The organism is uncultured Treponema sp., from assembly GCF_945873775.1.
Lineage (GTDB): Bacteria > Spirochaetota > Spirochaetia > Treponematales > Treponemataceae > Treponema_D.
Genome location: NZ_CAMCEC010000014.1, coordinates 33,694 through 58,728 on the forward strand (window position 1 = coordinate 33,694; position 25,035 = coordinate 58,728).

Annotated in this window: 19 protein-coding genes and 1 tRNA gene; 17 read left to right on the top strand and 3 right to left on the bottom strand. The window is 40.7% G+C overall.

The window, feature by feature from the left end; translation table 11 throughout:
• The first annotated feature begins 326 nt into the window (after positions 1-326).
• Positions 327-2,093 (top strand): asparagine synthase B, encoded by a 1,767-nt coding sequence (gene asnB, locus Q0N70_RS08010; protein WP_294015636.1) that lies wholly within the window; start codon positions 327-329, stop codon positions 2,091-2,093.
• Between the two features lie 92 nt (positions 2,094-2,185).
• Entirely contained in the window at positions 2,186-2,809 is a 624-nt protein-coding gene (locus tag Q0N70_RS08015) for a YkgJ family cysteine cluster protein (RefSeq protein ID WP_294015637.1), read from the top strand.
• 8 nt (positions 2,810-2,817) lie between these two features.
• Here the strand turns inward: Q0N70_RS08015 and Q0N70_RS08020 are convergent, their stop codons facing one another.
• Positions 2,818-3,693 (bottom strand): YitT family protein, encoded by an 876-nt coding sequence (locus Q0N70_RS08020; protein WP_294015638.1) that lies wholly within the window; start codon positions 3,691-3,693, stop codon positions 2,818-2,820.
• A gap of 108 nt (positions 3,694-3,801) precedes the next feature.
• Here Q0N70_RS08020 and Q0N70_RS08025 point away from each other — a divergent pair, with 108 nt between their 5' ends.
• Both Q0N70_RS08025 and Q0N70_RS08030 read left to right on the top strand, forming a co-directional pair.
• Positions 3,802-5,865, top strand: a complete 2,064-nt coding sequence (locus tag Q0N70_RS08025) for a methyl-accepting chemotaxis protein (RefSeq protein ID WP_294015639.1) — start codon at positions 3,802-3,804, stop codon at positions 5,863-5,865.
• A 62-nt stretch (positions 5,866-5,927) separates the two neighbouring features.
• Positions 5,928-6,001 (top strand) — tRNA-Ile (locus Q0N70_RS08030).
• 115 nt (positions 6,002-6,116) lie between these two features.
• On the opposite strand, the gene Q0N70_RS08035 is transcribed toward Q0N70_RS08030, so the two are convergent.
• Entirely contained in the window at positions 6,117-6,863 is a 747-nt protein-coding gene (locus tag Q0N70_RS08035) for a hypothetical protein (RefSeq protein ID WP_294015640.1), read from the bottom strand.
• A gap of 398 nt (positions 6,864-7,261) precedes the next feature.
• Between Q0N70_RS08035 and Q0N70_RS08040 the strand changes: the two genes are divergently transcribed.
• From Q0N70_RS08040 to nrdG, 13 genes are all read left to right on the top strand, one after another.
• The gene (locus Q0N70_RS08040) at positions 7,262-9,607 is read left to right on the top strand and encodes a TonB-dependent siderophore receptor (protein WP_294015641.1); all 2,346 of its coding nucleotides are present in this window, start codon (positions 7,262-7,264) and stop codon (positions 9,605-9,607) included.
• Between the two features lie 100 nt (positions 9,608-9,707).
• Positions 9,708-10,337, top strand: a complete 630-nt coding sequence (locus Q0N70_RS08045) for a MotA/TolQ/ExbB proton channel family protein (RefSeq protein ID WP_294015642.1) — start codon at positions 9,708-9,710, stop codon at positions 10,335-10,337.
• Positions 10,330-10,731 (top strand): biopolymer transporter ExbD, encoded by a 402-nt coding sequence (locus tag Q0N70_RS08050; RefSeq protein WP_294015643.1) that lies wholly within the window; start codon positions 10,330-10,332, stop codon positions 10,729-10,731. Before Q0N70_RS08045 ends, Q0N70_RS08050 begins: the two co-directional genes overlap by 8 nt.
• Entirely contained in the window at positions 10,728-11,126 is a 399-nt protein-coding gene (locus tag Q0N70_RS08055) for a biopolymer transporter ExbD (RefSeq protein ID WP_294015644.1), read from the top strand. Before Q0N70_RS08050 ends, Q0N70_RS08055 begins: the two co-directional genes overlap by 4 nt.
• A gap of 1 nt (position 11,127) precedes the next feature.
• The gene (locus Q0N70_RS08060; RefSeq protein WP_294015645.1) at positions 11,128-11,763 is read left to right on the top strand and encodes an energy transducer TonB; all 636 of its coding nucleotides are present in this window, start codon (positions 11,128-11,130) and stop codon (positions 11,761-11,763) included.
• Between the two features lie 181 nt (positions 11,764-11,944).
• Positions 11,945-13,663: a DNA polymerase III subunit gamma/tau gene (gene dnaX / locus Q0N70_RS08065; protein WP_294015647.1), complete on the top strand. Its 1,719-nt coding sequence runs from the start codon at positions 11,945-11,947 to the stop codon at positions 13,661-13,663.
• Position 13,664: 1 nt separating this feature from the next.
• The gene (locus tag Q0N70_RS08070) at positions 13,665-15,488 is read left to right on the top strand and encodes an ABC transporter substrate-binding protein (RefSeq protein WP_294015649.1); all 1,824 of its coding nucleotides are present in this window, start codon (positions 13,665-13,667) and stop codon (positions 15,486-15,488) included.
• 9 nt (positions 15,489-15,497) lie between these two features.
• Entirely contained in the window at positions 15,498-16,592 is a 1,095-nt protein-coding gene (locus Q0N70_RS08075; RefSeq protein WP_294015651.1) for an ABC transporter permease, read from the top strand.
• Positions 16,593-16,608: 16 nt separating this feature from the next.
• Positions 16,609-17,586, top strand: a complete 978-nt coding sequence (locus Q0N70_RS08080; RefSeq protein ID WP_294015654.1) for an LEA type 2 family protein — start codon at positions 16,609-16,611, stop codon at positions 17,584-17,586.
• Positions 17,587-17,592: 6 nt separating this feature from the next.
• On the top strand, positions 17,593-19,671 hold the full coding sequence (locus Q0N70_RS08085; RefSeq protein ID WP_294015656.1) for a dipeptide/oligopeptide/nickel ABC transporter permease/ATP-binding protein: 2,079 nt from the start codon (positions 17,593-17,595) through the stop codon (positions 19,669-19,671).
• A 16-nt stretch (positions 19,672-19,687) separates the two neighbouring features.
• Complete coding sequence (locus Q0N70_RS08090; RefSeq protein ID WP_294015658.1) at positions 19,688-20,662, top strand: ABC transporter ATP-binding protein; 975 nt, start codon at positions 19,688-19,690, stop codon at positions 20,660-20,662.
• 294 nt (positions 20,663-20,956) lie between these two features.
• The gene (gene nrdD, locus Q0N70_RS08095; RefSeq protein WP_294015660.1) at positions 20,957-23,134 is read left to right on the top strand and encodes an anaerobic ribonucleoside-triphosphate reductase; all 2,178 of its coding nucleotides are present in this window, start codon (positions 20,957-20,959) and stop codon (positions 23,132-23,134) included.
• The gene (gene nrdG / locus Q0N70_RS08100; protein ID WP_294015662.1) at positions 23,135-23,620 is read left to right on the top strand and encodes an anaerobic ribonucleoside-triphosphate reductase activating protein; all 486 of its coding nucleotides are present in this window, start codon (positions 23,135-23,137) and stop codon (positions 23,618-23,620) included.
• A gap of 6 nt (positions 23,621-23,626) precedes the next feature.
• Here nrdG and Q0N70_RS08105 read toward each other — a convergent pair.
• On the bottom strand, positions 23,627-25,035 hold a 1,409-nt coding region (locus Q0N70_RS08105), incomplete at its 5' end, for a response regulator (RefSeq protein WP_294015664.1).

Consider the following 25,035-nt stretch of genomic DNA (forward strand, 5'->3'; position numbering starts at 1 on the left):
AAAAAACTTCTAAAAAATTCTTCAAAATTATTGACTACATTACAGTTTTCATGTAAATTATAGCTAGCAGTAAATAAAACGACAAAATGAAGTCAACACGCTTCATAAACGGACTGTCTTTTTCCTCCTTAGGGCAGTCCGTTATTTTTTTTGCCAAAAACAGAATAATAGAAAGCAAAAGGAATTTCAATTTTCAATCTAAGAATTGACACAAATTTAAAAAATCAATATATTGTTTTTAGACAACGACGTCTGTTTTTTGGGTATTTTTATGCCCTCAGAACAGGCGTCTTTTTTTTGCCAATTAATTGAAAAAGGGGTTATTTATGTGTGGATTTGTTGGCGCATTTGATTTAAACAGTGGCTCGCAGCCGATTGATGAAGGCTTAAAAGAACAGCTTCGTTCCCAAGTTCTGGATATGTCTAAAAAAATCCGTCATAGGGGACCGGACTGGAGCGGAGTTTACACTGGAAGCAATGCGATTTTAAGCCATGAGCGTCTTTCTATTGTAGATCCGCTTTCTGGAAAACAGCCACTTGTTAGCGATGACGGAAAAATTATTCTTGCGGCAAACGGTGAAATTTACAATCATCAGGAAATCCGCAGGCAGTTTGCAGAAAAATACAGCTTTAAAACACAAAGCGACTGTGAAGTTATAATTCCGCTTTACAAAAAATACAGAGCAGAAGAAAACGGGTTTTGCAAAATGATAGAAGAGCTTTCTGGAATTTTTGCATTTGCGCTTTATGATTCAGAAAAAGACGTTTATTTAATTGCCCGCGATGAAATCGGTGTTATTCCGCTTTATCAAGCGTGGGACAAACAGGGACGTTACTATGTTGCTTCAGAACTAAAGGCTCTTGAAGGACAAAACATGGTTTCTATAGAAGAATTTCCAAACGGACATTATTTCTATTCAAAAGACAAAGAGCCCACACTTTGGTACAAACGCGACTGGGAAGAATTCAGCGCAGTAGAAAATGCGAAACGCGCAACAGATGACAACGGAGAAATTATAAACGAAGACGTGATTCAGAATGTTCGCGACGGACTTGAAAAAGCCGTAAAACAACAGCTTATGAGCGATGTTCCTTATGGAGTTTTGCTTTCAGGCGGACTTGATTCAACTGTAATCGCGGCAATCACACAAAAATTTGCAAAAAAAAGAATTGAAACCGGCTCTTTAAAAGATGCCTGGTGGCCGCAGCTTCACAGTTTTGCAGTAGGACTTGAAGGTAGCCCGGATTTAATCGCCGCAAAAAAAGCCGCTGATTTTATTGGAACAGTTCACCATGAAGTTCATTTTACAATTCAAGAAGCTCTGGATGCCCTTGAAGATGTAATTTACCACATTGAAACTTACGACATCACAACAGTGCGTGCTTCCACACCGATGTATCTGCTTGCCCGCGTAATAAAATCAATGGGAATAAAAATGGTTCTTTCTGGTGAAGGAAGCGATGAGCTTTTTGGCGGATATTTGTACTTTCACAAAGCGCCTAATGCCCGCGAATTCCATGAAGAGCTTGTACGCAAAATGAGCAAGCTGCACCTTTACGACTGCCTGCGTGCAAACAAATCTCTTGCGGCTTGGGGAGTTGAAGGTCGCGTTCCTTTCCTTGACAAAGATTTTATTGACATTGCAATGAGACTGAATCCGCTTGACAAAATGAACATAAAGCTTCCAAACGGAAAACAGCGCATTGAAAAATGGATTGTACGCAAAGCATTTGAAGACATTCTTCCGCCGGACATTTGCTGGAGACAAAAAGAGCAGTTCAGCGACGGCGTAGGTTACAGCTGGATTGACACATTAAAGGAAATGACAGCGCAGAAAGTTTCGGATGCAGAATTCGCCCAAAGAGCAAAAAGATTCCCAGTAAATACTCCTGTTACAAAGGAAGAATATTACTATAGGGAAATTTTTTCAAATCTCTTCCCAAGCGAAAGCGCAGCACTTGCAGTTCCGCATGAAGCCGGAGTCGCCTGCTCAACAGCAAAAGCCCTAGAATGGGACGAAGCCTGGAGCAAAATGGACGAGCCAAGCGGAAGAGCAATTAGCGGCGTTCATAATGACGCTTACAAAAGCTAGTTTTACAAAACGTAATAAAAAATGCGCTGTGCAGAATTTTCATATTTTGCGCAGCGCAAAATTCTTGTAAAAACTTAATTTAGGCAAAGTCTATGGAATCAGTTTTTGAAAGCCTTAAAGACACTTGCGAAGGCAAAATTGCCGCTGAAATAGAAAAACTTTACACAAAACTTGAAAAACAGCAGTCAGACTGGTACAAAAAAACAAAATTCACCTGTCCTTCTGGCTGCGGAATGTGCTGCCACAACTTTGAGCCGGACTTAACAGAAGCAGAAGCAAATTTTATGGCATTGTGGCTTATACAAAACCAAAGACAAACCGCAGAAAAACTTCTTGAAGAAAATGAAAATTCCGGCAAAACCTGCATTTTTTTCAATGCGGAAAATGACTACCACTGCTCCATTTATGGCGCACGACCTTTTATTTGCAGGCTTTTTGGAGCAAGCAGTTTCTACAGCAAAAACCGCTCGCTTGTCTGGCGGCCTTGCAAATTTTACCCAGAAGAAAAACTTTCAGCCTTTGGACTTTTCCACAGACAATATTCAAAAGATATGGCAAAAAAAATTCTGGGCGAAGTTCCTCCTGCAATGAGCGACATAATGGCGCAGGCAATGGCAGTCAGCCCCGAAAACAAAAGCACCGAGCCTCTGCGGAAAATTCTTCCAAGAAAAATTCAGCACATATTTTTTCTTCTCAAATGCTGCGGAAATATTTAACAAACGTTTTAATCTTTGCTCCTTGTAAAAAAACGCCCGAAAATTTCTTTTGTTTTTAAAACATTTATAAAAGCTGCAGAATCACATTTTTTCAGTTCGCGACTCAAAGGTCCAAGCTCATCCGCAGAAACAACCGTATAAAGCATTGTTTTTTCTGAATTTTTGTAGCAGCCTGTTCCAATAAATTTTGTAGCGTCATGATTTGTAGAATTCTTTACAACCTGGTACATTTCGTCAGGTTTTTCTGTAATAATCAAAAGCGTTATTTTTTGGTATCGCCGGTAAAGCTCATTCAAAATTTGAGTCGAACTGAATTGAAAAATAATCGAGTAAAGAGCCTTGTCCCAGCCAAAAAGAATTCCTGCCACAACTAAAACGCAAATATTCATTCCGAAAATCATATTCCACATATCCATGCCTTTTTTTTCGGAAAAATAAATTGCGATAAAATCCGTTCCGCCGCTTGTAGCATCAGCATAAAGGCAGCAAGTTATGGCAAGCCCGTTTAAAATTCCGCCGAAAATCGAGCACAAAAGCAAATCGTCTGTAATCCGGATTGAAGGAATAAAATCCGTAAGAAATGAAGAAACTGCAATCATCAGCAAAGAAAAAATCGTAAACTTCTTTCCAATATATTTAAAGCTTATAAAAACAGGCACGGCATTCAACGCAAAATACAAAATCGTATACGGAATTTTCAAATTGAAAAACTTCAAAAATGCACGCTGAATCAAAAGTGAAATTCCTGCAAATCCGCCTGGAAAAAGTTCAGCTGCATAAGCAAAAGAATTCAAGTTCATGGAAAAAATAACTGCGCCGGCAATAACAAGAACCACACGTTTAAAAGTTGAAGGTGTCGGAATAATCGTAGTTACATTGCTCATGCTAAAATTGTATCAATAAAATATAGTTTAGTTAAGCAAAAAAAATTGACATTCCTCCTTCACCTGAATAATATAAAAAGGGGTGTCAAAATCCCCGGCAGGTTTTTTATGGAAAAGAAGAAGTCGATTTATTTTACGCTTGTTGTTATTTCGGTCGCGCTTTCGGTTGCGGTTTCCGTCTGCGTCTCGCTTGTGCTTCACAATATGATTTCGGGCGAAATTACCGGAATGAAAAAAACGGAGCTCAGGGCAAGCTCGGACAGAATGCACGTTCTGTTCACCGCACGGCAGAAAAATCTTGAGAAAAAACTTTCCGTGATTCAGGACAAAATTGACTGGAGCGGCCTTTCATCGCAGGATGAGATTTTCAGCCGGCTTTCCGAAGTTCAGGAAGAGGCGGAACTTTACAGCGTGATTCTTGCCAAAACTTCCGGCGAGACACTTTTTTCAGCCGGAAAGAACAATTCCATTTCACTTGCCTCCGAAAAGAAGGCTCTTTCAAATGCCGCTGGCGGAAAACTGAATTCGTGCGTATCGCTTAAAAATGACGAGGTTCTTGCAACAGCCGCCGCAAGATTTCCGGCGATAAACGGAAGCGTTCTTTTGATTCAGCAGGAAATTTCTGATCACGGATGGATTTCTGAATACGCCTCCACGCTCGGATGCAGCATGAACATTTTTATAGAAGACACCAGCGTAGAAAGCTCGGATGTTGACGAAAACGGCAAGCCCAAAACCGGCGGAAAAATGGGAAGTCCGTTCATCATCGGAGAAGTCTACAAAAACCGCCACGTCCTTGAGCTGATTGACCGTTACAAGGGAAACGTCTCAGCTACGGTTTTCAGCCCGATTGACAGCGACGACGGAAACGCGATGCTTTATCTCGGCGTAAACCTGAAGGAACTTGAAAAAAGCTCGTCGCGCCTTACAAGCCTTGCGGTTCCAATCGTAATTGTGGCGATTCTTCTTAGCCTTGCGGTGATTCTTCTGATAATCCTTCAGATTGTGATGAAGCCTTTGAAGAGAACTTCCGCCGCATTCAGAAGCCTGAACGGAGAGTCCGGAACTTCCGACCTTACGATAAAAATAGACGCCAAAAAGGAAAACGAAATCGGCGAGATGATAGATTCCGTGAACCAGTTTATCGGAACTTTGCGCGGACTTCTTGCGGACGTGAATTCTGCGGAATCCCAGCTTGAGTCAATCGGAACAAGCCTGGCCTCAACCTCTCAGGAATCGGCAAGCGCGGTTTCCCAGATTATGTCGAACATTCTGAGCGTAAAAAATCAGATTGAAAAGCAGAACAAGACGCTTGATGAGGTTCAGGGAATTCTTGACAGCTCAAGCCACGGAATCGAGTCGCTCGAAAAGAACATTGAGGATCAGTCCGCAAAAATCACCGAGTCATCCTCGTTCATCGAAAAAATGGTGGCGGACATCGCGGAAATGTCTGAATCCGTCGCGAATCTTGCGGGCGAATACAAGGAGCTTATCCGAATCACGGATTCCGGAAAAACGCGCCAGAACGAGATGGCGGATGAAATCAAGAACATGGCGGAGCAGTCCAAGAATCTTGCCGACGCGAACTCGGTCATTTCGCAGATTGCATCCCAGACAAACCTTCTTGCCATGAACGCCGCAATTGAAGCAGCGCACGCAGGTGAAGCCGGAAAAGGATTCAGCGTTGTTGCGGACGAAATCAGAAAGCTTGCAGAGAATTCCGCCGCGCAGTCAAATTCAATCAAGAAGGAGCTTGAGACAATCGGCCAGGTGATTGCAAAGGTTGTCGAGACATCCGAGATTTCCGTAAAGGAATTTGAAAAGATAACTGAAAAAGTCAGCTCCACCGAATCGCTTGTTCAGAATGTGGACAGCACAATGTCGCACCAGCATGAGTCCTCAAAGCAGGTTCTGGCGAATCTGCAGGACGTGGACGATACGACTTCGACAGTTCTCAAGACCGCAAAGGAAATATCCGCCGCAATTGAAAACGTGGCGACCGCAGCCGGAAACCTTGATATGCTTGCCCAGCAGGTTGCAGGAAGCATGGACGAAATGTCCGAAGGCGTAAAGGAAATAAACACCTCCGCCCAGAACATTTCCGAAATGGCGCAGACAACCCACGACAGCATAAAGGTCATGGACAGCGTTCTGTCTAAATTCAAAATCTGATGAAGTAAAACATTTTTGCTATTGACCCCAATGTAAAATTTCAGATATAATATTTGACATTCGGGCCATTAGCTCAGTCGGTTAGAGCAGGGGACTCATAATCCCTTGGTCCTAGGTTCAAGTCCTAGATGGCCCACAGAAATTATAAAGGACACTTTGCAATAAAGTGTCCTTTTTCTATTTTAAAGTGAGCAACTAAATTTCTAGGACTTGAAGCGAAATGAACGCCGACCACAATCGGCATTTCAGTTTTAAAGAATAAACTTTACGCCTGCGTGAACTTCTATTCCTATTTCATTAGATTTTGAAAAAAGAGCAAATACTGAGTCATGATAGCCAGATTCATATAAAGTTCCAAAGCAAGAGCCAATATTCATTTCGCAACCCAAAGAAACCGCAGTTGTAAATTTTGGTGTTTTAAAAACTTTGTAATTTACAGAAATTCCAGCTTCACAGCCGCCAGCAAAGGACTTAACATTATAAGAATCTTCCTTGCTTTCAAATGAAGTATAGCCACCATAAACGCCGAGTTTAAAATCAAAGAAAAACTTTTCAGATTTGTTGTAACGGCCGCAAAATCCCAGAGCCAAGGAAAAATCTTTTCCGTCAACTTTATCATCAAGAATTTCTCTTGTTGTGTCATCTTCCTTTATTTTAAATTTTGCTTTTCCGTAAGACAGCATTTCAAAATCAAAATAAATTCCGCTTTGGTATTTTGAAATTCCTGTTTGATTTTCCTGCTGATTTTCTTCGGAATTTTCATCCAATGAGCTAAAAAGTATTTTTCCAACATCTGAATCAAAAAAATAAACAATTCCCGCCTGAAATCCAAATTCCAAAAGCTTTGTAACAGAGCCTGTATAATTATCCACATCTTCGCCGCGCACAGAAGAAAAATCAACTTCAGAATAATTAATCGGCTTTTCAATAAGGTCAAAACTGAACTGAATATTTGCAAAAGAATTGCTTACAGCAAAAAGAGCCACAGCCAGAAGCACAAAAAATTTTTCATAAATAAAACTCCATAAAATTAAATCAGCACATTTTTAGAAAATTTTTAACTCTATATTGACAAACAAAAAGGTTATAAGATATAAAAATAACATACGTTATTTTCGGGTAGAGTTTATATGGAAAATATCAGTTTGTCAATGTATTCAATAAGCAACAAAAATTCACCTTTCAAATTATGCAGCTTACCGCCTAAAAAATGCAATTCAAGCAAAAAAGCATTTCCTTTTATTCTTGATATTTATATATTTATTTTTAAATTCTTGTTTGGTATTAATATTTTATTCTAAAACGAAAATATATTAATGTTAATTACTAAAAATATATTGACAAACGATATAAATTTTATATAATTCAATAAAAATAACAAATTGGGAGATGAAAAATGAGCCATGTATTTAAATTGCTTATCGCGCTGGGACTTTTTGCTTCAAGTTTTTTTGTCCATGCGCAGACAGCACAAGACGCAATGCAGCCCGATGACAATTTTGACGACATCATCATGGAAGGCGAAGGACTTACTCTTGAGCAGACAGCAGATCCTGAAAAAGAAGCTGTCAGCGGAGTTTCTGTTGTGATGGACAAGGAGCAGATTAAGACAACTGCGCAGATTGGGCTTGTTGAAGACGTTATGAGTTCCGTGCAGACAATGCCTGGCGTAACTTTCAACGGCAACTGGAACAGCGAGCCTTCAATCCGCGGAGGCTATCCACGCGAAATGCAGACTGTTCTTGACGGAGTTTACATTCTTTATCCGTGGCACTGGGGCGGCGCATATTCAATTTTCAATCCGCACATGACAGACAGCGTAAAGATGAGCAACGGAGTTTTTTCAGCGCGATACGGACAGGCTCTTTCAGGACTGATGGAAGTGACAACCGTTCAGCCGGGAGAAGAAATACACTTTGACTTCAACATAACTTCAATTGCGACAGATTTGTTCGTCCAGCTTCCTGTAACAAAAAACTTCGGAATTTTTGCAGGCGGAAAAGTAACCTACATCGAAGGCTACATCGGCGCATACAAACTGTTCGGCGGCTCAAATGAAATCACAGACGCGCTCAAAACAGTTCCGTATATCCGCGACTTCTACACAAAGGCTTACTGGAATCCGGCGGAAAAACTGAGCTTGACTTTCAACGCATTCTACGGAAGCGACGGAGTTGGACTTGAAACAGACGACACTGATGATGGCGAGCACACAACATCTGACTTTGACTTCAGTATGCAAAGCGCATTCGCAGCACTGAATGCAAAATGGATTCCGACAGACAACACACAGATCAAGGCTCTTGCAAGCTACAACTGGACATCCGAAGATTTGACATACTACGGAACTGTTGACGGCGAATTTAAATACAACGATGACTTTCTTGAGCAGTACGGTTCTCTTTTAAGCGATGAGGCAAGGACAAGCAAAAAATATCATCTGAACACACAGAGCGAACGGCAAAAAGAGCGCATGACAGTTCATCAGCTTCAGGGAAAAATCGAAGGCGAAATGGAACTTGACGCAAGCAACAGAATTGCAGTCGGCGCAGAAGGATTGTGGAGCAGAAGCGACACTACGCAAAAAACTTGCGGCTGGAATGAACAGCTCAAGGGAGATTCTCCATATCCGGATTTTTACGAATTTGATTATTCCATAAGAGACAAAGAAAACAATGTTTTCAAGTCGGCAACTTTTGCGCTTTGGAATTTCGGAACAGACAAAAGCCTTTTGAGCGGAGAAGCTGGATTCCGTCTTGATGAATTCCACATAAGAAATTACAGCAACGATTTCAGCCTAAACCCGAATCCAGTTTTCAATCCAAGGGCAGTTCTGCACTACACACCGTGGCGTTATACAGACCATTTTGACAAGGTTTCATTCAGCGCGGGCTGCGGACTTTTCTCTTCTGTGCCAATGGAGCTGATAGTTGCAAGCAACGACATGGGACTTAAAGAATCGGAAGTAACTCCAAACCGGGCGATTTTTGCAGTTCTGGGAACAGATTTAAAATTCAATGAAGACTGGAGCTTTAAGCTTGAAGGATATTATAAGCATTATTTGAAAAGAATGTTTGTTGTTGCGGACGATTCAAATCCGATGGACACAAAGCTTGATGCTAGGTTCAACGGAAAAGGTTTCACAACTGGATTCGACCTTATGCTGGAAAAGAAAAACGGCGAAAAGTGGGACGGTTATCTTTCATACTCATTTGTTATGGCAAGATTTAAAAATCCGTACACAAAAATGTACGACGACCAAACAACAAACTACGGCGATCCGCTTGACGAGTGGTATTACCCGGACTTCCACAGATTCCACACGCTGAATGCTGTTGCAAACTTTAAATTCAAGGAGCACTGGACGCTTACCGTAAAAGGAACATTTGCCACAGGCACACCGAAAAAAGACAGCGGCGACATTTACTGCTATCCGGCAAAGCTTGAAGACGGAACTGTGATTCAGCGTTACACAAGAAACAGTTTCTACAGCGACAGTTTGCGCACGCAGATTTCATGCCCGGTTGACCTTAGGCTCGGCTATAAAAAGAAAGTCGGAAAATCATCACGGACAACGCTTGAATACTACATCGGCGCAGAAGACATATTCCTGAATCTTTACAGTCCAAAAGGCGAAAAAGGATTCAACAGCCGAACAGGAAAAGAAGACGACAGCGCGGCAAGCGCAAACTTCAACATTGGAATTCCGATGATTTCACTCGGACTTAAGATAAGCTATTAGTCTGAATGGCGAGTTTTGTAATTCAATGTTATGCTGTACAAGATTCCCGTGTCAAGCACGAGAATGACAGATAAAAAACTGATTTTTATGGGAGAAAATTATGACATTCAATTTAGTTGAACTTTTTAAGCTTGGCGGACCGTTTATGTGGGTTCTTCTTGTTTTTAGCATTGCGACATTCGCGCTGGTTCTGGAACGCTGCATTTACCTTTTCTGGCACGACTGCAATGTTTCATCTTTAAGCAGCCGGGTAAAAGAACTTTTGAGGCAAAACAAAAAGGACGAGGCGGAACAGCTTCTCTCTTCATTCAGCCGAAAAAAAACAGCCGCAACAGTTCTTCTGGCCCTTCTTCAGAATTCAAAATTCGGAGAGTCAAGAATGGAAAAAGCAGCAGAAAGCGAGGCCCAGGAAAGAATCCGCAGAATGGAAAACGGCTTCAACTATCTTACAGCACTTTCTTCACTTGCGCCTCTCACAGGATTTTTGGGAACAGTTTCCGGAATGATTGGCGCGTTCAAGTCGATTGCAGATGCTACAGATGTAAATGCGCAGCTTGTCGCAGGCGGAATCTACGAGGCTCTCATTACAACAGTTTTCGGACTTATAATCGCAATTGTCGCTCTTGTTGCCTACAACCTTTTTGTTCAGAAAGTTGATGTCTTTGCCGCAGAAACTTCAAAAGCCGTAAACGACATTGTTCCGGAACTTCTTGGTGCCAAAAATGATTAAAAGCAGAAGACGACCTTTTGAAGACACAAGCTCAGGCTCGCTTCAGGACTTGAGCTTTCTTTTGATTGTGTTTTTCATTGTGATTGCGGGATTCAACGTGAACAAGGGATTTGTGCTGAATCTTCCATCAAAGGAAAAACCGAAAGTTGTCCAGCAAAATGATCTTATGAAAGCCAGCCTGAATGCAGACGGAACTCTCATTCTCAACGGGGAAAATTCAAATCTTGAAGAACTTTGCGCCGCATTGCAAGAAAAACAAAAAGAATGGCCGAACATGACTTTTCTTCTTTCGATAAATCCTGAAACTCCTTATCAAAATGTGGTCGATGTGATTTACGAAATAAGAAACCTTAATATAGAAAACTTCTGCTTTAAAATGGAAGGCGGCGTATGAACATAAAACGCAAAAAAAGAAAAGCGAGCATAACAACGTCCTCAATGTCGGACATCGGATTTCTTCTGCTGATTTTTATAATGCTCATTTCACTTATGAACCAGCGTTATGAAGAGCACATTGAATATTCCGAAGCAAAGCAGCTGCAGAAAACCAGCCTTGAGCACAACTTTGAAATCTGGATTCAGAAAGACGGAACTGTAAGCGCGGACAAGCAGAATGTAACGCCAGAACTTTTAGAAGCGCTAATTGTTTCCGCAATTGCCGAGCATCCCGATGTGCGCATTCACATAATTGCCGACAAAAACACGCCGTATAAATATGTGAATTCGGTTGTGTCAGTTTTGCAGTCGCTTCAGCACAGAGTTGTGAGCTTTGTTGTAAAGGAGTTGTAATATGATAAAGAATGCAAAATTTTGTCAGTTCTGCCAGAAATGCTACAAGCCGTTCATACTTATTGTAACGATTCTTTTTCATATTGGGGCATTTTGTCTTTTTAAGGGAAAGGCTGAAAAGGAGCTTAAAGAGGAAGATTTTATAGAAACAAAAGTGTTCAAGCTCGTTGATGTTCAGGAATATCTTCCGCCGCCGCCCAAGCTAAAATCCGCTCCAAAAAAAGAAGTTGAAGTGGCAAAACAAAAAGAGCCAAAAGCAAGTGAAAAAGTCGAGGAGAAAAAAGAGGAAGAAATCACTAAAGAGCAAAAAGAAGAGGCAGAACCTGAGCCGTTCGAGGAATATGTTCCTCAGCATAAAATTTCAAAAGCCCCGGCGTTTCCTGCAAAAAAAGTTTTAAGCCGGCTTTCTTATCCGCAGATGGCAAAAAAGCAAGGAATTGAAGGCGTAGTTGTGCTTGAACTTTTTATTGACCCAAAAGGAAAAGTCGTAAAAATCAACGTGCTAAAAGACCCCGGCTACGGATTTGCAGAAGCGGCAGTTGCAGCGTTCAACGGAATAGACTGCGTTCCGGCACTAATCAACGGAAAACCTTGCGCCGTAAGATACAGATACCCAGTCAGATTCAAGCTTACATAATCATAATATAGAAGAAATCATTCCTGCTCTAATAGGAAAGAGCTTCCGTTTAAAACAAAAATGCTGTTCCTGCTTGAATAGGAAGCGCATTCCACTTAGAACAGGAAACAAAAATTCTATAGCTTTTCCCTTATAAAAACTGCCGTTGTAAATATTGATTTTTTACTGTATTCTATAAGATATGGCTTACGAAGTTACGGCGACAAGGCGTCGTCCACAGAATTTTGACAATCTTGTTGGTCAGGAATTCGTTGCAGAAACTCTCAAGAATTCAATTCAATCAAAAAAAATAGCTCACGCATATTTGTTTTCAGGTCCAAGAGGCTGCGGAAAAACATCAACCGCAAGAATCCTTGCAAAAGCTCTGAACTGCCAAAAAGGTCCTACAGCTTTTCCGTGCGGAGAATGCGCAGCGTGCAAAGAAATAACAGCAGGCTCTTCGCTCGACGTAATTGAAATAGACGGTGCTTCAAATACAAGCGTTAACGATGTTCGCCAGATAAAAGATGAAGTTTTGTTTCCGCCGAATTCATGCAGATACAAAATCTACATAATCGATGAAGTGCATATGCTTTCAACTTCTGCATTCAACGCGCTTTTAAAGACAATTGAAGAGCCACCGCCATACTGCATTTTTATTTTCGCAACTACGGAAATACAAAAAGTTCCAGCCACAATAAAATCAAGATGCCAGCAGTTCAACTTTAGGCTTGTTCCAATTGAAAAAGTAAAACAGCAGCTTGCAGAAGCCGCCAGCGAACTTGGAATAAAGGCAGAAGACGAAGCGCTTTACTGGATTGCAAGAGAATCAACTGGTTCAATGAGAGACTCGTACACGCTCTTTGATCAGGTTGCTGCTTTTTCCGGCGGAGAAATCACTTACGAAAAAATCCGCGACAAACTCGGGCTTGTGGGAGTTGACCGCCTGAATGAAATATTCGGTTTCTGTGTAAAAAAAGATTCAGAAAACGCGCTTTTAAAGCTTGATGAATATTTGCAGAACGGAGTAAGCATTGAGCAGCTTGTTTCAAACTGCGCGGATTATTTGCGTTCACTTCTTCTTATAAAGAGCGGCGTAAAAAAAGAGTCATTGCTAGGACAAAGCGCAGACCGTTTTTCTAAGGAAGTATTGGATTCCTGGAATTCCGTGCAGATAGAAAGAGCTCTTGGAATTTTCATGCAGCTTTACAGAGACGTGCGTTATTCTTTAAGTCCAAGATACGAATTTGAACTTGCAGTTTCAAGGCTTTGCTGGCTCAAGGATTATGTTTCCGCGGCGGAAGTAAAAAAAGCAATTGACGCTGTAAAACCGATTCTGGCAAATTCAAACTTGCAAAGAAAAATTCCTGCTGAAAAAAAAAATGAACCAGCAAATATAAATGCGCCAAGAAATTCGTTTTTATCTGTTCCCGCTCCAATTCCCACATTCAGCGCGCTGGAAGAAGACGAAGACTCTTTTTATGATGGCGGAGCTGAACCGCCTGAAAAATTTTCAGCAGAGACAGAAAACAAGCCTTTAGAGCAAAAGACTGACATTCCGCAGCAAAAAGAATCCGCAGCAAAAAATGTGGACACTTCGGACATAGAAAAAGTAAAAGATGCAATGATTTCTGATTTTTCTATAGATGACGCTTTGCTTGCAAGCACTTTAATGCAGACAAAAGAATGGAAGCTTGAAGAAAACAGGGCAAGCGCAATAAGTGAAAATCAGTTTGAGCAAATGCAAATTCAGCAGCAGGCTTTTAAAATTTCAGAGTATCTTTCTAAAGTTTACGGGCGGACTATAAGCTTTGAAATTCAGTTTGTTCCAAAAAAAGTTGAAGAAAAAAAACAGGAAATTCCAACAGAAGTAAAAATTCTCCGGGATGTTTTTAAAGGAACTATAACCGTAGGAGCGTAACATGAAAAAAACATTCGCTTTGTTTTTATGCGCCGGCTTGTTTTTTAGCTGCGGACAAAAATCTCCTGAAATGACACTTGAAGAAATTGCGGAATACAAAAAAAATTCAGGCTCGCTTCTTCTTGAAAAAACACTTTACAAGCCATGGAAAGGCGGCGGATTTACAGACGGAACAGAAGGCGGCGAATGGCTTTCTTCAATAAGCGCAGACCCAAAAACTTTCAATCAGTATATTGCAGAGCGCGATGCGGAAAGCGCAGGAATTATAAACCAGACTTTGGATTGCCTTGTGGACTATGACAATGCTGAAAAAAAATGGTTTCCAAAAGCGGCATTCTTTGAAGTTAAAACCAACAAGGAAAAAAACACGCTCACCGTCCATTACACTTTGCGCGAAAATCTTTACTGGACTTGGTACGGTTCAGACAAAAAAGTTCCTGTAACTTCTGACGATATTGTTTTTTGGTACAACGAAATTGCAGGAGATCCAGCGTTCCAAAGTTCAGGCTACAACGGACAGTTTGTTTCCATGCCAGACGGAACTTCTGCTCGCATTGAATGTGTAAAAATAAACGATAGGCAGTTTGACTTTGTTTTTCCGCGGATTATAGCAGATCCGCTTCTTGCCACAAACATGAACTTTTGTCCGGCTTTCATTTATAAAAAAGCAAAGGAAGAAAAAGGCGCGGAAGGCGTAAAAGACTTGTTCAAGGCTTCGTGCAATGTCCGGGAGATTCCTTCAATGGGAAGATGGTACATAGCCGAATATATTCCGGGCCAGAGAATCGTGTACAAAAAAAATCCGTACTACTGGGAAAAAGATTCGCAAGGAAAAACCACAACTTACATAGACACAAAGACAGTTCAAATTGTAGGAAATCCGCGGACTGAATATCTTTTGTTCAAGCAAGGAAAAATGGAATCTTATTCGCCTGTTCCAGAGGAAGTTGACGCTGTGATAAACGGACAAAAAGATTCTTACAAAGTTTTCCGCTCGGAAGGCTCAATTGGAACTGCAATGTGGACTTTCAATCAGAATCCAAAAAACAGAGGAAAAAATTTCTACAGCTGGTTTACAAAAAAAGAATTCCGTCAGGCAATGAGCTGCCTTTTAAACCGTGAAAGAATAATTGCGCAGACTTACCGCGGACTTGCCGAGCCAAAATACAATTTTTTTCCAAGCGTGAATCCATATTACAACGAAGCAATCACACTCAAATACAGATTCGACAAGGAAATGGCTTTGCGGCTTTTGTCAAAAATCGGAATAAACCAAGATTCAAACGGAACAATGCGCGATGCCTTTGGAAACGAAATTTCATTTGACCTTACAATCGCTTCATCCAGCGCAACCACAAATGACATGGCGCAGATTGTGGCAGACGAATGTTCAAGCGTAGGAATAACCGTAAACGTGCGTCAAGTTGATTTTCAAAAACTGATTGAGCTTTTGACTTCAACTTATGACTGGCAATCGGTGTTCATTGGACTTGGCGCAAATATTTTTCCAACTCAAGGAAGCAACGTCTGGCCTTCAACCGGAAATTTGCATCTTTGGTATCCAGAGCAAAAAACTCCGGCAACTGAATGGGAAGCTAGAATCGACCACCTTTACAACGAAGGTTCTTTTACAAATGATTTCAATCAAGCAAAAAAAATTTGGGACGAATACCAGTCCATTATTCTTGAGCAATGCCCGATAATTTATCTTGTAAGCATGAAAACTTTTTTTGCGCTCCAAGGCAAATGGGATATTTCAAACTTTTTTTATGACAACATGAACGGAGCAATGACGGAACGGATTTTCTTGTCGCAGATTCAGTAAGGAAAAAATATGGCAGCATTTTTAAAAAAACTTTGGGAAACAATTTCTTTTCCATGGAACTACTTTAAAAAGCAAAGTCCTCTTGCATCTTTTATAACTGGAAGAATTGCAACAATGGCGGCTCTTCTTTTTCTTCTGGGACTTGCAATGTTCGCACTCATGGAACTTGCTCCCGGAGACATAGTTGATCAGATGATGACACAGCAAATCGCATCTTCCATGAATTCAACTTCGGTTTCGTCATCGCAAATTTCAAAAGACAACAGTTTTACAACCGACCAAGGCCAGCAGCTTAGAAAAGAACTGGGGCTGGACAAACCGTTTTACGCGCAGTATATGGACTGGCTTAAAAGAGTTTTTGTAAATCACGATCTTGGAATCAGTTTGATTTCCAGAACGCCGGTAAGTTTTTTAATTTTATCACGACTTAAAAATTCAATAGTTCTGAATTTGATTTCGCTTGTTTTTATTACGTCATTTTCTTTTTTGCTCGGAGTTTATTTTTCTAGCAAAGCCGGAACTAGAACCGATGTGGCGGCAACATTTTTCGCGCTGTTTTTTCATGCGTTCCCGGGAATTTTGCTTTTAATTCTTTTGCAGCTTTTTGCATCTATAACAGGACTTTTTCCAGTAACAGGCTATCCGAATTTTCCATTTTCTGAAAATCCGCTGAAATTTTCATTCAGCTATGTTCATCATATTTTTCTTCCGTTGCTTGCATCTTTTCTTGGCGGAGTCGGAGGAACTATGAGAATGATCCGCTCAACTATGCTAGATCAAATGGGGCTTCCGTACATCATGGCTCTTCGTTCACGCGGAATTTGCGAGCGCAGAATTTATTTAAACCACGCTTTTAAAAACACGCTCAATCCGTATATAACAGGCAGCGCAAATCTTCTTGCAAGCCTTTTCAGCGGAAGCTTGATTTTGGAAATAATTTTTTCGTATCCGGGAATTGGACGGCTGATGTACGAAGCTGTAACCCAGCAGGATGTAAATCTTGTTTTGGCAAACAGCATGTTTGTTTCCGCGCTAGTTCTTGCCGGAATGATTATTTCAGACATCACACTTGCAATTGTAGATCCTAGAATCAGATATAAATAATTTTTTGGAGTGCTTTATGAAAAAATTTTTATTAACTATTGCCGCGAGCGCATTGCTTGCTTTTGTTCAGATTTCCTGCTCAACAAACAAGATTCCAACGGAAATTCCAAAGCCATCAGTTTCATTCAATTCAATTTCATTTGTTTCGCTCGACACAGAAGGAATAACTTTAAAGTGCGACTATGCAATCAAAAATCCCTATCCAGTTTCACTTTCGCTTGCAAAACTTGCGGCAGACATAACTTGCAACGGAGAAGCTTTTACAACTTTGACTGCGGATGAAGGTATTGGACTTTCAGCAAAATCCACAAAAGAAAATTCGTTCAATTTTAAAATTCCTTATGATTCAATTCTGAACTTTGCAAAAACTTTCAAGTCTGAAAAAACGCTTCCATTCAAAATAGCGGGAAACGCAACAATAGACAACATTCCGCTGATTTCTTCAATAACATTGCCGTTTTCAAAAGACTTTGACGTTCCAGTATTCAAGCCAAGCTTTTCGTTTTCAAGTCCAAAAGTTGTTCTGCCGACTGCAAAAGAAATTATTTCTTCTTTCACAAAAAGCGGAATCTCGGCGGTAAAAGCAGCAAGCGCGGCAACTTCACTGGCTTCTGGAAAACCGATTGCAGAAAATTTGCTCGACAACGTGAACATGGACGTAAAAATAAATTTCAACTTGAATGTAAAAAATGAAGGCGGCGCAGACTGGAAGTACATTTTAAATTCATGCAAAATAAGCTCAGGCGGAAAAGAACTTACAGCTCTTGATGTTGCCCAAAATGAAATAAATTCCGCAGACGGAACAATTCCGCTCACAGCCACAGTAAACACAATTACAGCCGGAAAATTTATTACGCAGATTATAAACAAGTCCGGAACAAATCCTACATTTGCGCTCGAAAGCGGCATTTCATTTCCGCAGTTAAAATCAGTAACTTTGCCTTTGTCTTGCTCAAAGGAAATTCCGCTAAGCAAATTTGCCATTGGAAAATAAAACAAAATGAAGCAGCTTTTTAAATATATTACAGGACGACCAGTTGCGCTTGCCTCTTTAATCATGATTGCCGCGATTTATATTGTCATGATTTTTGCTGAATTTTTTGCTCCATATTCAGCGACCGCATCTTTTTCAGAAGATACTTTTCATCCTGCAAATATTGAGCTGACTTCCAAAGGTTTAAAAGTCCGCGAATTCAGAGTTCTGGAAAGCACAACTTGGCATTACGCAAAAGTAAAGGATTTGCGGCACAACTTGAAATTTTTTGTACATGGACATAAATACAAAGTACTTGGAATTATTCCGTGCGACCTTCATCTTTTTGGAACTGAGCCTGATTCAAACGGAAACCAATACCCAGTATTTTTAATCGGAGCAGACAATTTAGGACGAGACCTTTTTTCAAGAATCGTATACGGAAGCAGAATTTCGCTTACGATTGGATTTATTGCCAGCGCAGTTTCATTAGTTCTTGCAATAATTTTCGGCGGACTCGCAGGATTTTACGGCGGCTCAACAGACTGGTTTATAATGCGGTTCAGCGAATTTTTTATGCTCATTCCAAGCCTTTACTTGATTCTTTTTTTACGCTCGCTATTAAACACAAACATGGACTCTGGAACTTCCTACATGGTCATCACCGTAATTCTTTCTCTTGTAGGCTGGCCGGGAAGCGCGCGGACGTTGCGTGGAATGGTTCATTCAATCAAACGTGAAGAATTTGTTCAAAACGCAGTCCTTGAAGGAACTCCATCGCTTGTAATAATTTTCAAATATATAATTCCGCAGATTGCAAGCCTTCTTATTGTAAGCACAACGCTTTCGATTCCGGGCTTTATTATGAGCGAAACAACACTTTCGTATCTTGGACTTGGAATAAATGATCCTGCTGTAAGCTGGGGCTCGCTTATAAATCGCGATATTTCCACATTGAACAACCTAAAAAATTTTCCGTGGCTCTTAACTCCTGTGTGGCTTTTGCTTGCCGTAACGCTTGCGTTTAATTTTCTGGGCGATGCCTTGCGCGATTTTTATGATCCGTTCCATTCAGTTTTTCCAACTTGGAAAAAAAGGCAGCTTGAAAAGAAAATCAAGACACATCCTGCTCAGTGCGAATTTTCAATGGCGGAACTTCAGCGTTCATTTTTAACTGTGCAAAATCTTTTTGTAACTTTTGATGTTACAACTGGAAACAAGAATATTCAGATTCAGGCTGTTCGCGGCGTAACTTTTTCAATGAAGCGCGGAGAAATTCTTGGAATTGTCGGGGAAAGCGGCTCAGGAAAATCAGTTTCAACAACGGCAATCTCAGGACTTTTGCCGGGAAACGCTTTTGTTGAAGGAAGAATTTTCTTTAAAGGCATTGAGCTTACTTCACTTTCGCAAGATCAGTTCAGGGAATTGCGCGGAAGAAAAATCGGCTGTATCTTCCAAGAGCCCGGACGCTCGTTTGATCCGCTTCAAAGCATAGGAAATGTTTTTGCGGAAACTTTCAGAAATTCAGAGCCAGAACTTTCAAAAGAAGAATGCAAAAAACGCGCTGTGGAACTTTTAAATGAAGTCGGACTTCCAGATGCAGAAAAACGCCTAAAGAATTTTCCGCACCAGTTTTCAGGAGGACAGCTTCAAAGAATCAGCATTGCGCTTTCTCTTGCACAAGGCTGCGACCTTCTTATTGCGGACGAGCCAACTACTGCGCTCGATGTTACAATTCAGGCGCAAATCGTGGAACTTCTGGCAGATTTAAGAGACAAGCGCGGACTTTCAATAATTTTCATAAGCCACAACATCGACCTTGTAGCTTCACTTTGCGACAACATAATTGTAATGTACGGCGGACTAATCATGGAAAAAGGAACTTCCGCTCAAATCATAAAAAATCCGCGGCATCCATACACAAAGGCACTTTTAGCTTCCACACCAAAATTCGGAAGCCACTACACAGAGCAAGAACTTTCTTCTATTCCGGGAAGAGTTACAGATCCAGCCTCTCCTGAGCCCGGATGTCCGTTTGCTCCAAGATGCGGCTTTAAAAAGGACGAATGCGAAAAAGAAAACTTCAAATGCTACAAAATAATATAAAAAGGGCTGTTTTTATATGAAAAAAGATATAATTTTACACGCAGAAAACCTACAGAAACACTTTGGTCTTGACGCAGGATTCTTTGCAAAGAAGAACAAGCAAGTCTATGCCGTAAATGGAGTTTCATTTGAAATTGAGCGCGGAAAAACTTACGGTCTTGTTGGCGAAAGCGGCTGCGGAAAAACAACAACAGCCCGGCTTTTAGTAAGAATGTACAATGCTGATTCCGGAAAAATATATTTTAATCCGCAGGAAAAAGAAGAGCCTGTTGAAGTCGGAAACCTGGACAAAAAAGAGCTTGCCGCATACAGGGAAAAAGTAAAGTACATTTTTCAAGATCCTTCCCGCTCGCTGAATCCGCGCATGACAATTGCAAGCATTTTATCATCGCCTTTAAAATACTCATCGCATTGGCAAGGAAAAGAACAGGCACGTGAAAAAGCCGCCGCCTTGCTTGAAGAAATCGGACTAGACAAAGCAGATTTAGACAGACGGCCGCAGGAATTTTCAGGCGGACAAAGACAGCGCATTTCAATTGCACGAGGACTGATTCTTGAGCCGGAGCTTCTGATTTGCGATGAAGTTGTAAGTGCGCTGGATGTTTCTGTTCAGGCTCAAATTTTAAATCTCTTGCAGGATTTAAGAAAAAAACGCGGACTTTCATTTTTGTTTATTGCCCACGATTTAAAAGTTTCCTGCTATTTTTGCGACACAATCGGCGTAATGTACCGCGGAATGATTGTAGAAGAAGCCGAGGCAAAAGACCTTTACAAGGAAGCCTTGCATCCATACACGCAGACACTTTTTGCCGGCGCAGGCGGAAAATTTCAAGTTGAAAAAACAGGCGAAATGAAAACACTGCTGGAAAACCTTTCTGGATGTCCGTTCGCCCACAGATGCCCAAAAGCGCAGGAAAAATGCCGCTCGGAAATTCCGCCTTTAAAGCAGATTTCAGAAAACCACAAAGTGCGCTGTTTTTTTACAGAATAGTCTCTTAAAACTCCTTAAATATTGCAAAAGTATGACAATTCAACTGATTATGCAGAATTTTTAGAATTATTTTCGCTTTTGTACCCTTATTTTTAAAGATTTCCCCTTAGTTCCGCAGTTAAAAAAAGCAAAAAAAATCTGCCACCAAGAAACACGCATAAACCGCTTGTTTACAGAATTCTTTAATTTTTGCAAAAGGCTCGTTTTATTGACTGAAAACACTACTGCTAGTATACTAAGAACACTTGTAACACCATATATAGACATTGGTGCTTCTAAAAAAGAGGGAAAAGCATGAAAATCATCAAAAGAAGTGGTGCGGAAGCTGTTTATGACCGCAATAAAATTTCAACGGCAATAAGAAAGGCAAACGAGCAGGTTAGAGAATCGCAGCGCCTTAAAGAAAGCCAGATTGAATCCATTGTTGATGATATTGAAATCGAATGCCACAATTCAGGACACGCTCTTAATGTTGAAGACATTCAAGACCTTGTTGAAAATGGAATCATGCAGAACGGGGCTTATGAAGTTGCAAAGCTTTATATAACCTACCGCTACCGCCATCAGCTTTTGCGCAAAGAAAATACAACAGACCAGCAAATAATGAGCCTTCTTGAAGAAAACAACGAAGAAGTCAAGCAGGAAAATTCAAATAAAAATCCGACTGTAGTTTCTGTTCAGCGCGACTATATGGCTGGAGAAGTCAGCAAAGACATTACACGCCGTTTTCTTTTGGATCCGGATATTTGCAAGGCCCATGACGAAGGAATCATACACTTCCACGATGCGGATTATTTTGCCCAGCACATGCACAACTGCGACCTTGTAAACCTTGAAGATATGCTTCAAAACGGAACTGTAATCAGCGGAACAAAAATTGACCGCCCGCATTCTTTTTCAACAGCCTGCAATATCGCCACACAGATTATAGCCCAAGTTGCAAGCTGCCAGTACGGCGGACAAAGCATTACTCTCACTCATCTTGCTCCGTTTGTAGACGTAAGCCGCAAAAAAATCATGGCTGAAACAACAGAACTCATAAAAGCGACAGGGCTTCAGGTTTCTTCCGAGCAGTTCGATTATATGGTAGAACAGCGCGTAAAGGACGAAATTAAGCGCGGAGTTCAGACAATTCAGTATCAAGTTATAACCCTTATGACAACAAACGGCCAGGCTCCTTTTGTGACGGTTTTCATGTACTTGAATGAAGCAAAAAACGAGCAGGAAAAAGCTGACCTTGCGCTTATTATAGAAGAAGTTCTCAAGCAGCGTTATCAGGGAGTAAAAAACGAAAAAGGCGCCTGGATTACTCCTGCATTCCCAAAGCTTATTTATGTTCTTGAAAATGACAACGTGGAACAAGGCTCACCGTATTATTATCTTTCCGAACTTGCCGCAAAATGCACAGCGCGTAGAATGGTTCCAGACTACATCAGCGAAAAGAAAATGCTGGAGCTAAAAATCGATGCAAAAGGAAACGGAAACTGCTATCCTTGCATGGGCTGCCGTTCATTTTTAACGCCTTACTTGGACTTGACTGGAAAGCCAAAATACTACGGAAGATTCAATCAGGGAGTTGTAACGCTGAATCTTGTTGATGTAGCCTGCTCTTCTGGCGGCGACATGATGAAATTCCATCAGCTTCTTCAGGAACGGCTTGAACTTTGCCACAGAGCGCTTAGAATCCGCCACGAACGCCTTCTTGGAACAAAATCTGATGCCGCGCCAATCCTATGGCAAAACGGTGCTTTGGCGCGCTTAAAGAAAGGCGAAGTTATCGACAAGCTTTTGTACAACGGATATTCAACAATTTCCCTTGGATACGCCGGACTTTGCGAATGCGTGCGCTACATGACCGGAAAATCTCACACAGATCCAGATGCAAAGCCTTTTGCGCTCAATGTCATGAAAGCCTTAAACGAAGCCTGCAAAAAATGGAAGGAAGCCGAGCACATCGACTATTCCGTTTATGGAACTCCTCTTGAAAGCACAACTTACAAATTTGCAAAGTGCCTCAAAAAAAGATTCGGAATAATTGAAGGCGTTACAGACAAAAATTACATCACAAACAGCTATCACGTAAATGTAACAGAAAAAATCGACGCATTTACAAAGCTTTCATTTGAATCTGAATTCCAAAAACTTTCGCCAGGCGGAGCTGTAAGTTACGTTGAAGTTCCGAACATGGAAAACAATATTCCAGCTGTAATGGCTCTCTTAAAGCACATTTACAACAACATAATGTATGCAGAACTGAACACAAAAAGCGACTTCTGCCAAAAATGCGGCTACACGGGCGAAATTCAAATTGCAACAGACAGCGACGGAAAACTTATCTGGGAATGTCCAAACTGCAAAAATCACGACCAAGCCACAATGAACGTTGCAAGAAGAACCTGCGGCTACATTGGAACACAATACTGGAATCAGGGACGCACACAGGAAATAAAAGAGCGTGTGCTGCACTTATAAATGTACTACGGAGAAATTAAAAAATTCGACATTTCAAACGGAGAAGGTGTTAGAGTTTCCCTCTTTGTTTCTGGATGCAGAGTTCATTGTCCGGGCTGCTTTAACAAATGCACTTGGAATTTTCAGTACGGAAAACTTTTTACAGAAGAAATAGAAAACGAAATAATCGAAGCTCTTTCAAAGGAATTTATTTCAGGACTTACAGTTCTTGGAGGAGAGCCTTTTGAGCCGGAAAATCAGGAAGTTCTTGCGCCGTTTTTATCAAAAGTAAAAAAAATGTTTCCCAAGAAAACAATCTGGTGCTACACAGGCTACGTTTACGACAAAGACATTCTTCCTTCCGACGGAAAAAAACACTGCGCCTTTACAGAGCAATTTTTAAGCTGCATTGATGTTCTTGTAGACGGACCTTTTATAGAAGAGCTTAAGGACATTTCACTGCAATTCCGCGGCTCAAGAAATCAGCGGATTCTTCATTTAAAATAAATTCAGCTACAAGCTCATAACTGCCAGAATCCATTCGCTTCTGCTTTTTACACCGAATTTTTCATATATGTGCTGAATGTGAGTTGCAACCGTGCTGGTGGCAATAAAAAGCTCCTTTGCAATCTGCTTGTTAGTCTGATTCTTTAGCAAAAGCTCGGCAATTTCAATTTCCCTTGATGACAAGCCGAATTTTTTATAGGCACAAATTCTGTTTTCCTTTGAATCAGCGGCAGAAGCAAAAGGCAAGTCTGAATTCAATTTGCTGCCATAAAAAGATTCCGCCGACCTGTTTATAAAATCCGTGATTGTCCTTGCAAAATCTTTTTTAACATTTACTTTTAAAGACAAAATCGAATAGACTTTTAAAAGCAGTTCCGTTTGCGAAAAAGGCTTGAAAATATAATCCACCGCTCCTTCCTCAATTGAAATGCGCCGAAGTTTGGAATCCTGCACGCCCGTTAAAAACAAAAACGGAATTGTCTTTAGCTTTTCGTCCTTGCGGCAAATTTCAAAAAAAGCCTTTCCATCCATAACCGGCATAACCATATCCGAAATTATCAAATCGGGAATTTCTTCCTTTATTTTTTCAAGAGCATCCTTTCCATTGCAAGCGGCAAAAACCGTGCAGTACGGTTTAAATATATTTTGAATATTTTCCAAAAGCGAAAGATTATCTTCAACGCAAAGAATTTTTACGCCTTGCATTATTTGCAAAAAATCATAATTTTGAAGCGCGGAAATTTTTAGCTCCTGGTCATTTTCATAAAAAAGCTGTTCTGTTTTCTGAACGCAATTTTTATCAGCACCAGAAACAATTTCAAGAGGAAGCCGGGCTTCAAAAACAACTTTGTGCAAATTTTTTCCGTCCTTAAAAACTGGAACACAAACCGCATGGCAATTTCCGTTGTATAATTTACAAATCCGCTGCACAAGATTAAGCCCGATTCCCATTCCCGCAATATTTTCTGAAATACTTTTTCCGCGGAAACCAAGCGTAAAAAGCTGCTCAATGTTTTGCTCCGAAATATTTTCAGAAAAATTTGAAACTCTATAAACCAGCGTTTTATTCAAATTGTCCCATTCAATGTTTGCGGAAATTCCAGTTTTTTCTGTGGAATATTTTATCGCATTGTCAATCAGATTTATAAAAACAGTTTCCAAAAACAAAGGAAAAACCAAAACGCAAAGCTCTTCGCCGCATGAATAAGTCCAAGAAATTTCAATTCCTTTTAACTGCGCATAAGAAATAAAATTGTCCAGACACTGCCGGAACAAATTCACAACAAAAACTTCGGATTTCATTTTTGAAGCTTCCTGAATATTTTGTTCCTGCCGTTCAAGCGAATTCACCATGAGCGCAATATTTTTTATTGATTTGATAGACGGAAATCTTCTTATAAGCCCGCGCAAGTGTT

Excerpts from the sequence above, each read along its gene's own strand:
- nrdG (WP_294015662.1), top strand. The coding sequence starts at position 23,135 with ATGTACTACGGAGAAATTAAAAAATTCGACATTTCAAACGGAGAAGGT.
- Q0N70_RS08080 (WP_294015654.1), top strand. The coding sequence starts at position 16,609 with ATGAAAAAATTTTTATTAACTATTGCCGCGAGCGCATTGCTTGCTTTT.
- nrdD (WP_294015660.1), top strand. The coding sequence starts at position 20,957 with ATGAAAATCATCAAAAGAAGTGGTGCGGAAGCTGTTTATGACCGCAAT.
- Q0N70_RS08075 (WP_294015651.1), top strand. The coding sequence starts at position 15,498 with ATGGCAGCATTTTTAAAAAAACTTTGGGAAACAATTTCTTTTCCATGG.
- dnaX (WP_294015647.1), top strand. The coding sequence starts at position 11,945 with ATGGCTTACGAAGTTACGGCGACAAGGCGTCGTCCACAGAATTTTGAC.
- Q0N70_RS08055 (WP_294015644.1), top strand. The coding sequence starts at position 10,728 with ATGAACATAAAACGCAAAAAAAGAAAAGCGAGCATAACAACGTCCTCA.
- Q0N70_RS08045 (WP_294015642.1), top strand. The coding sequence starts at position 9,708 with ATGACATTCAATTTAGTTGAACTTTTTAAGCTTGGCGGACCGTTTATG.
- Q0N70_RS08020 (WP_294015638.1), bottom strand. The coding sequence starts at position 3,693 with ATGAGCAATGTAACTACGATTATTCCGACACCTTCAACTTTTAAACGT.
- Q0N70_RS08060 (WP_294015645.1), top strand. The coding sequence starts at position 11,128 with ATGATAAAGAATGCAAAATTTTGTCAGTTCTGCCAGAAATGCTACAAG.
- asnB (WP_294015636.1), top strand. The coding sequence starts at position 327 with ATGTGTGGATTTGTTGGCGCATTTGATTTAAACAGTGGCTCGCAGCCG.
- Q0N70_RS08090 (WP_294015658.1), top strand. The coding sequence starts at position 19,688 with ATGAAAAAAGATATAATTTTACACGCAGAAAACCTACAGAAACACTTT.
- Q0N70_RS08050 (WP_294015643.1), top strand. The coding sequence starts at position 10,330 with ATGATTAAAAGCAGAAGACGACCTTTTGAAGACACAAGCTCAGGCTCG.
- Q0N70_RS08070 (WP_294015649.1), top strand. The coding sequence starts at position 13,665 with ATGAAAAAAACATTCGCTTTGTTTTTATGCGCCGGCTTGTTTTTTAGC.
- Q0N70_RS08025 (WP_294015639.1), top strand. The coding sequence starts at position 3,802 with ATGGAAAAGAAGAAGTCGATTTATTTTACGCTTGTTGTTATTTCGGTC.
- Q0N70_RS08085 (WP_294015656.1), top strand. The coding sequence starts at position 17,593 with ATGAAGCAGCTTTTTAAATATATTACAGGACGACCAGTTGCGCTTGCC.
- Q0N70_RS08040 (WP_294015641.1), top strand. The coding sequence starts at position 7,262 with ATGAGCCATGTATTTAAATTGCTTATCGCGCTGGGACTTTTTGCTTCA.
- Q0N70_RS08015 (WP_294015637.1), top strand. The coding sequence starts at position 2,186 with ATGGAATCAGTTTTTGAAAGCCTTAAAGACACTTGCGAAGGCAAAATT.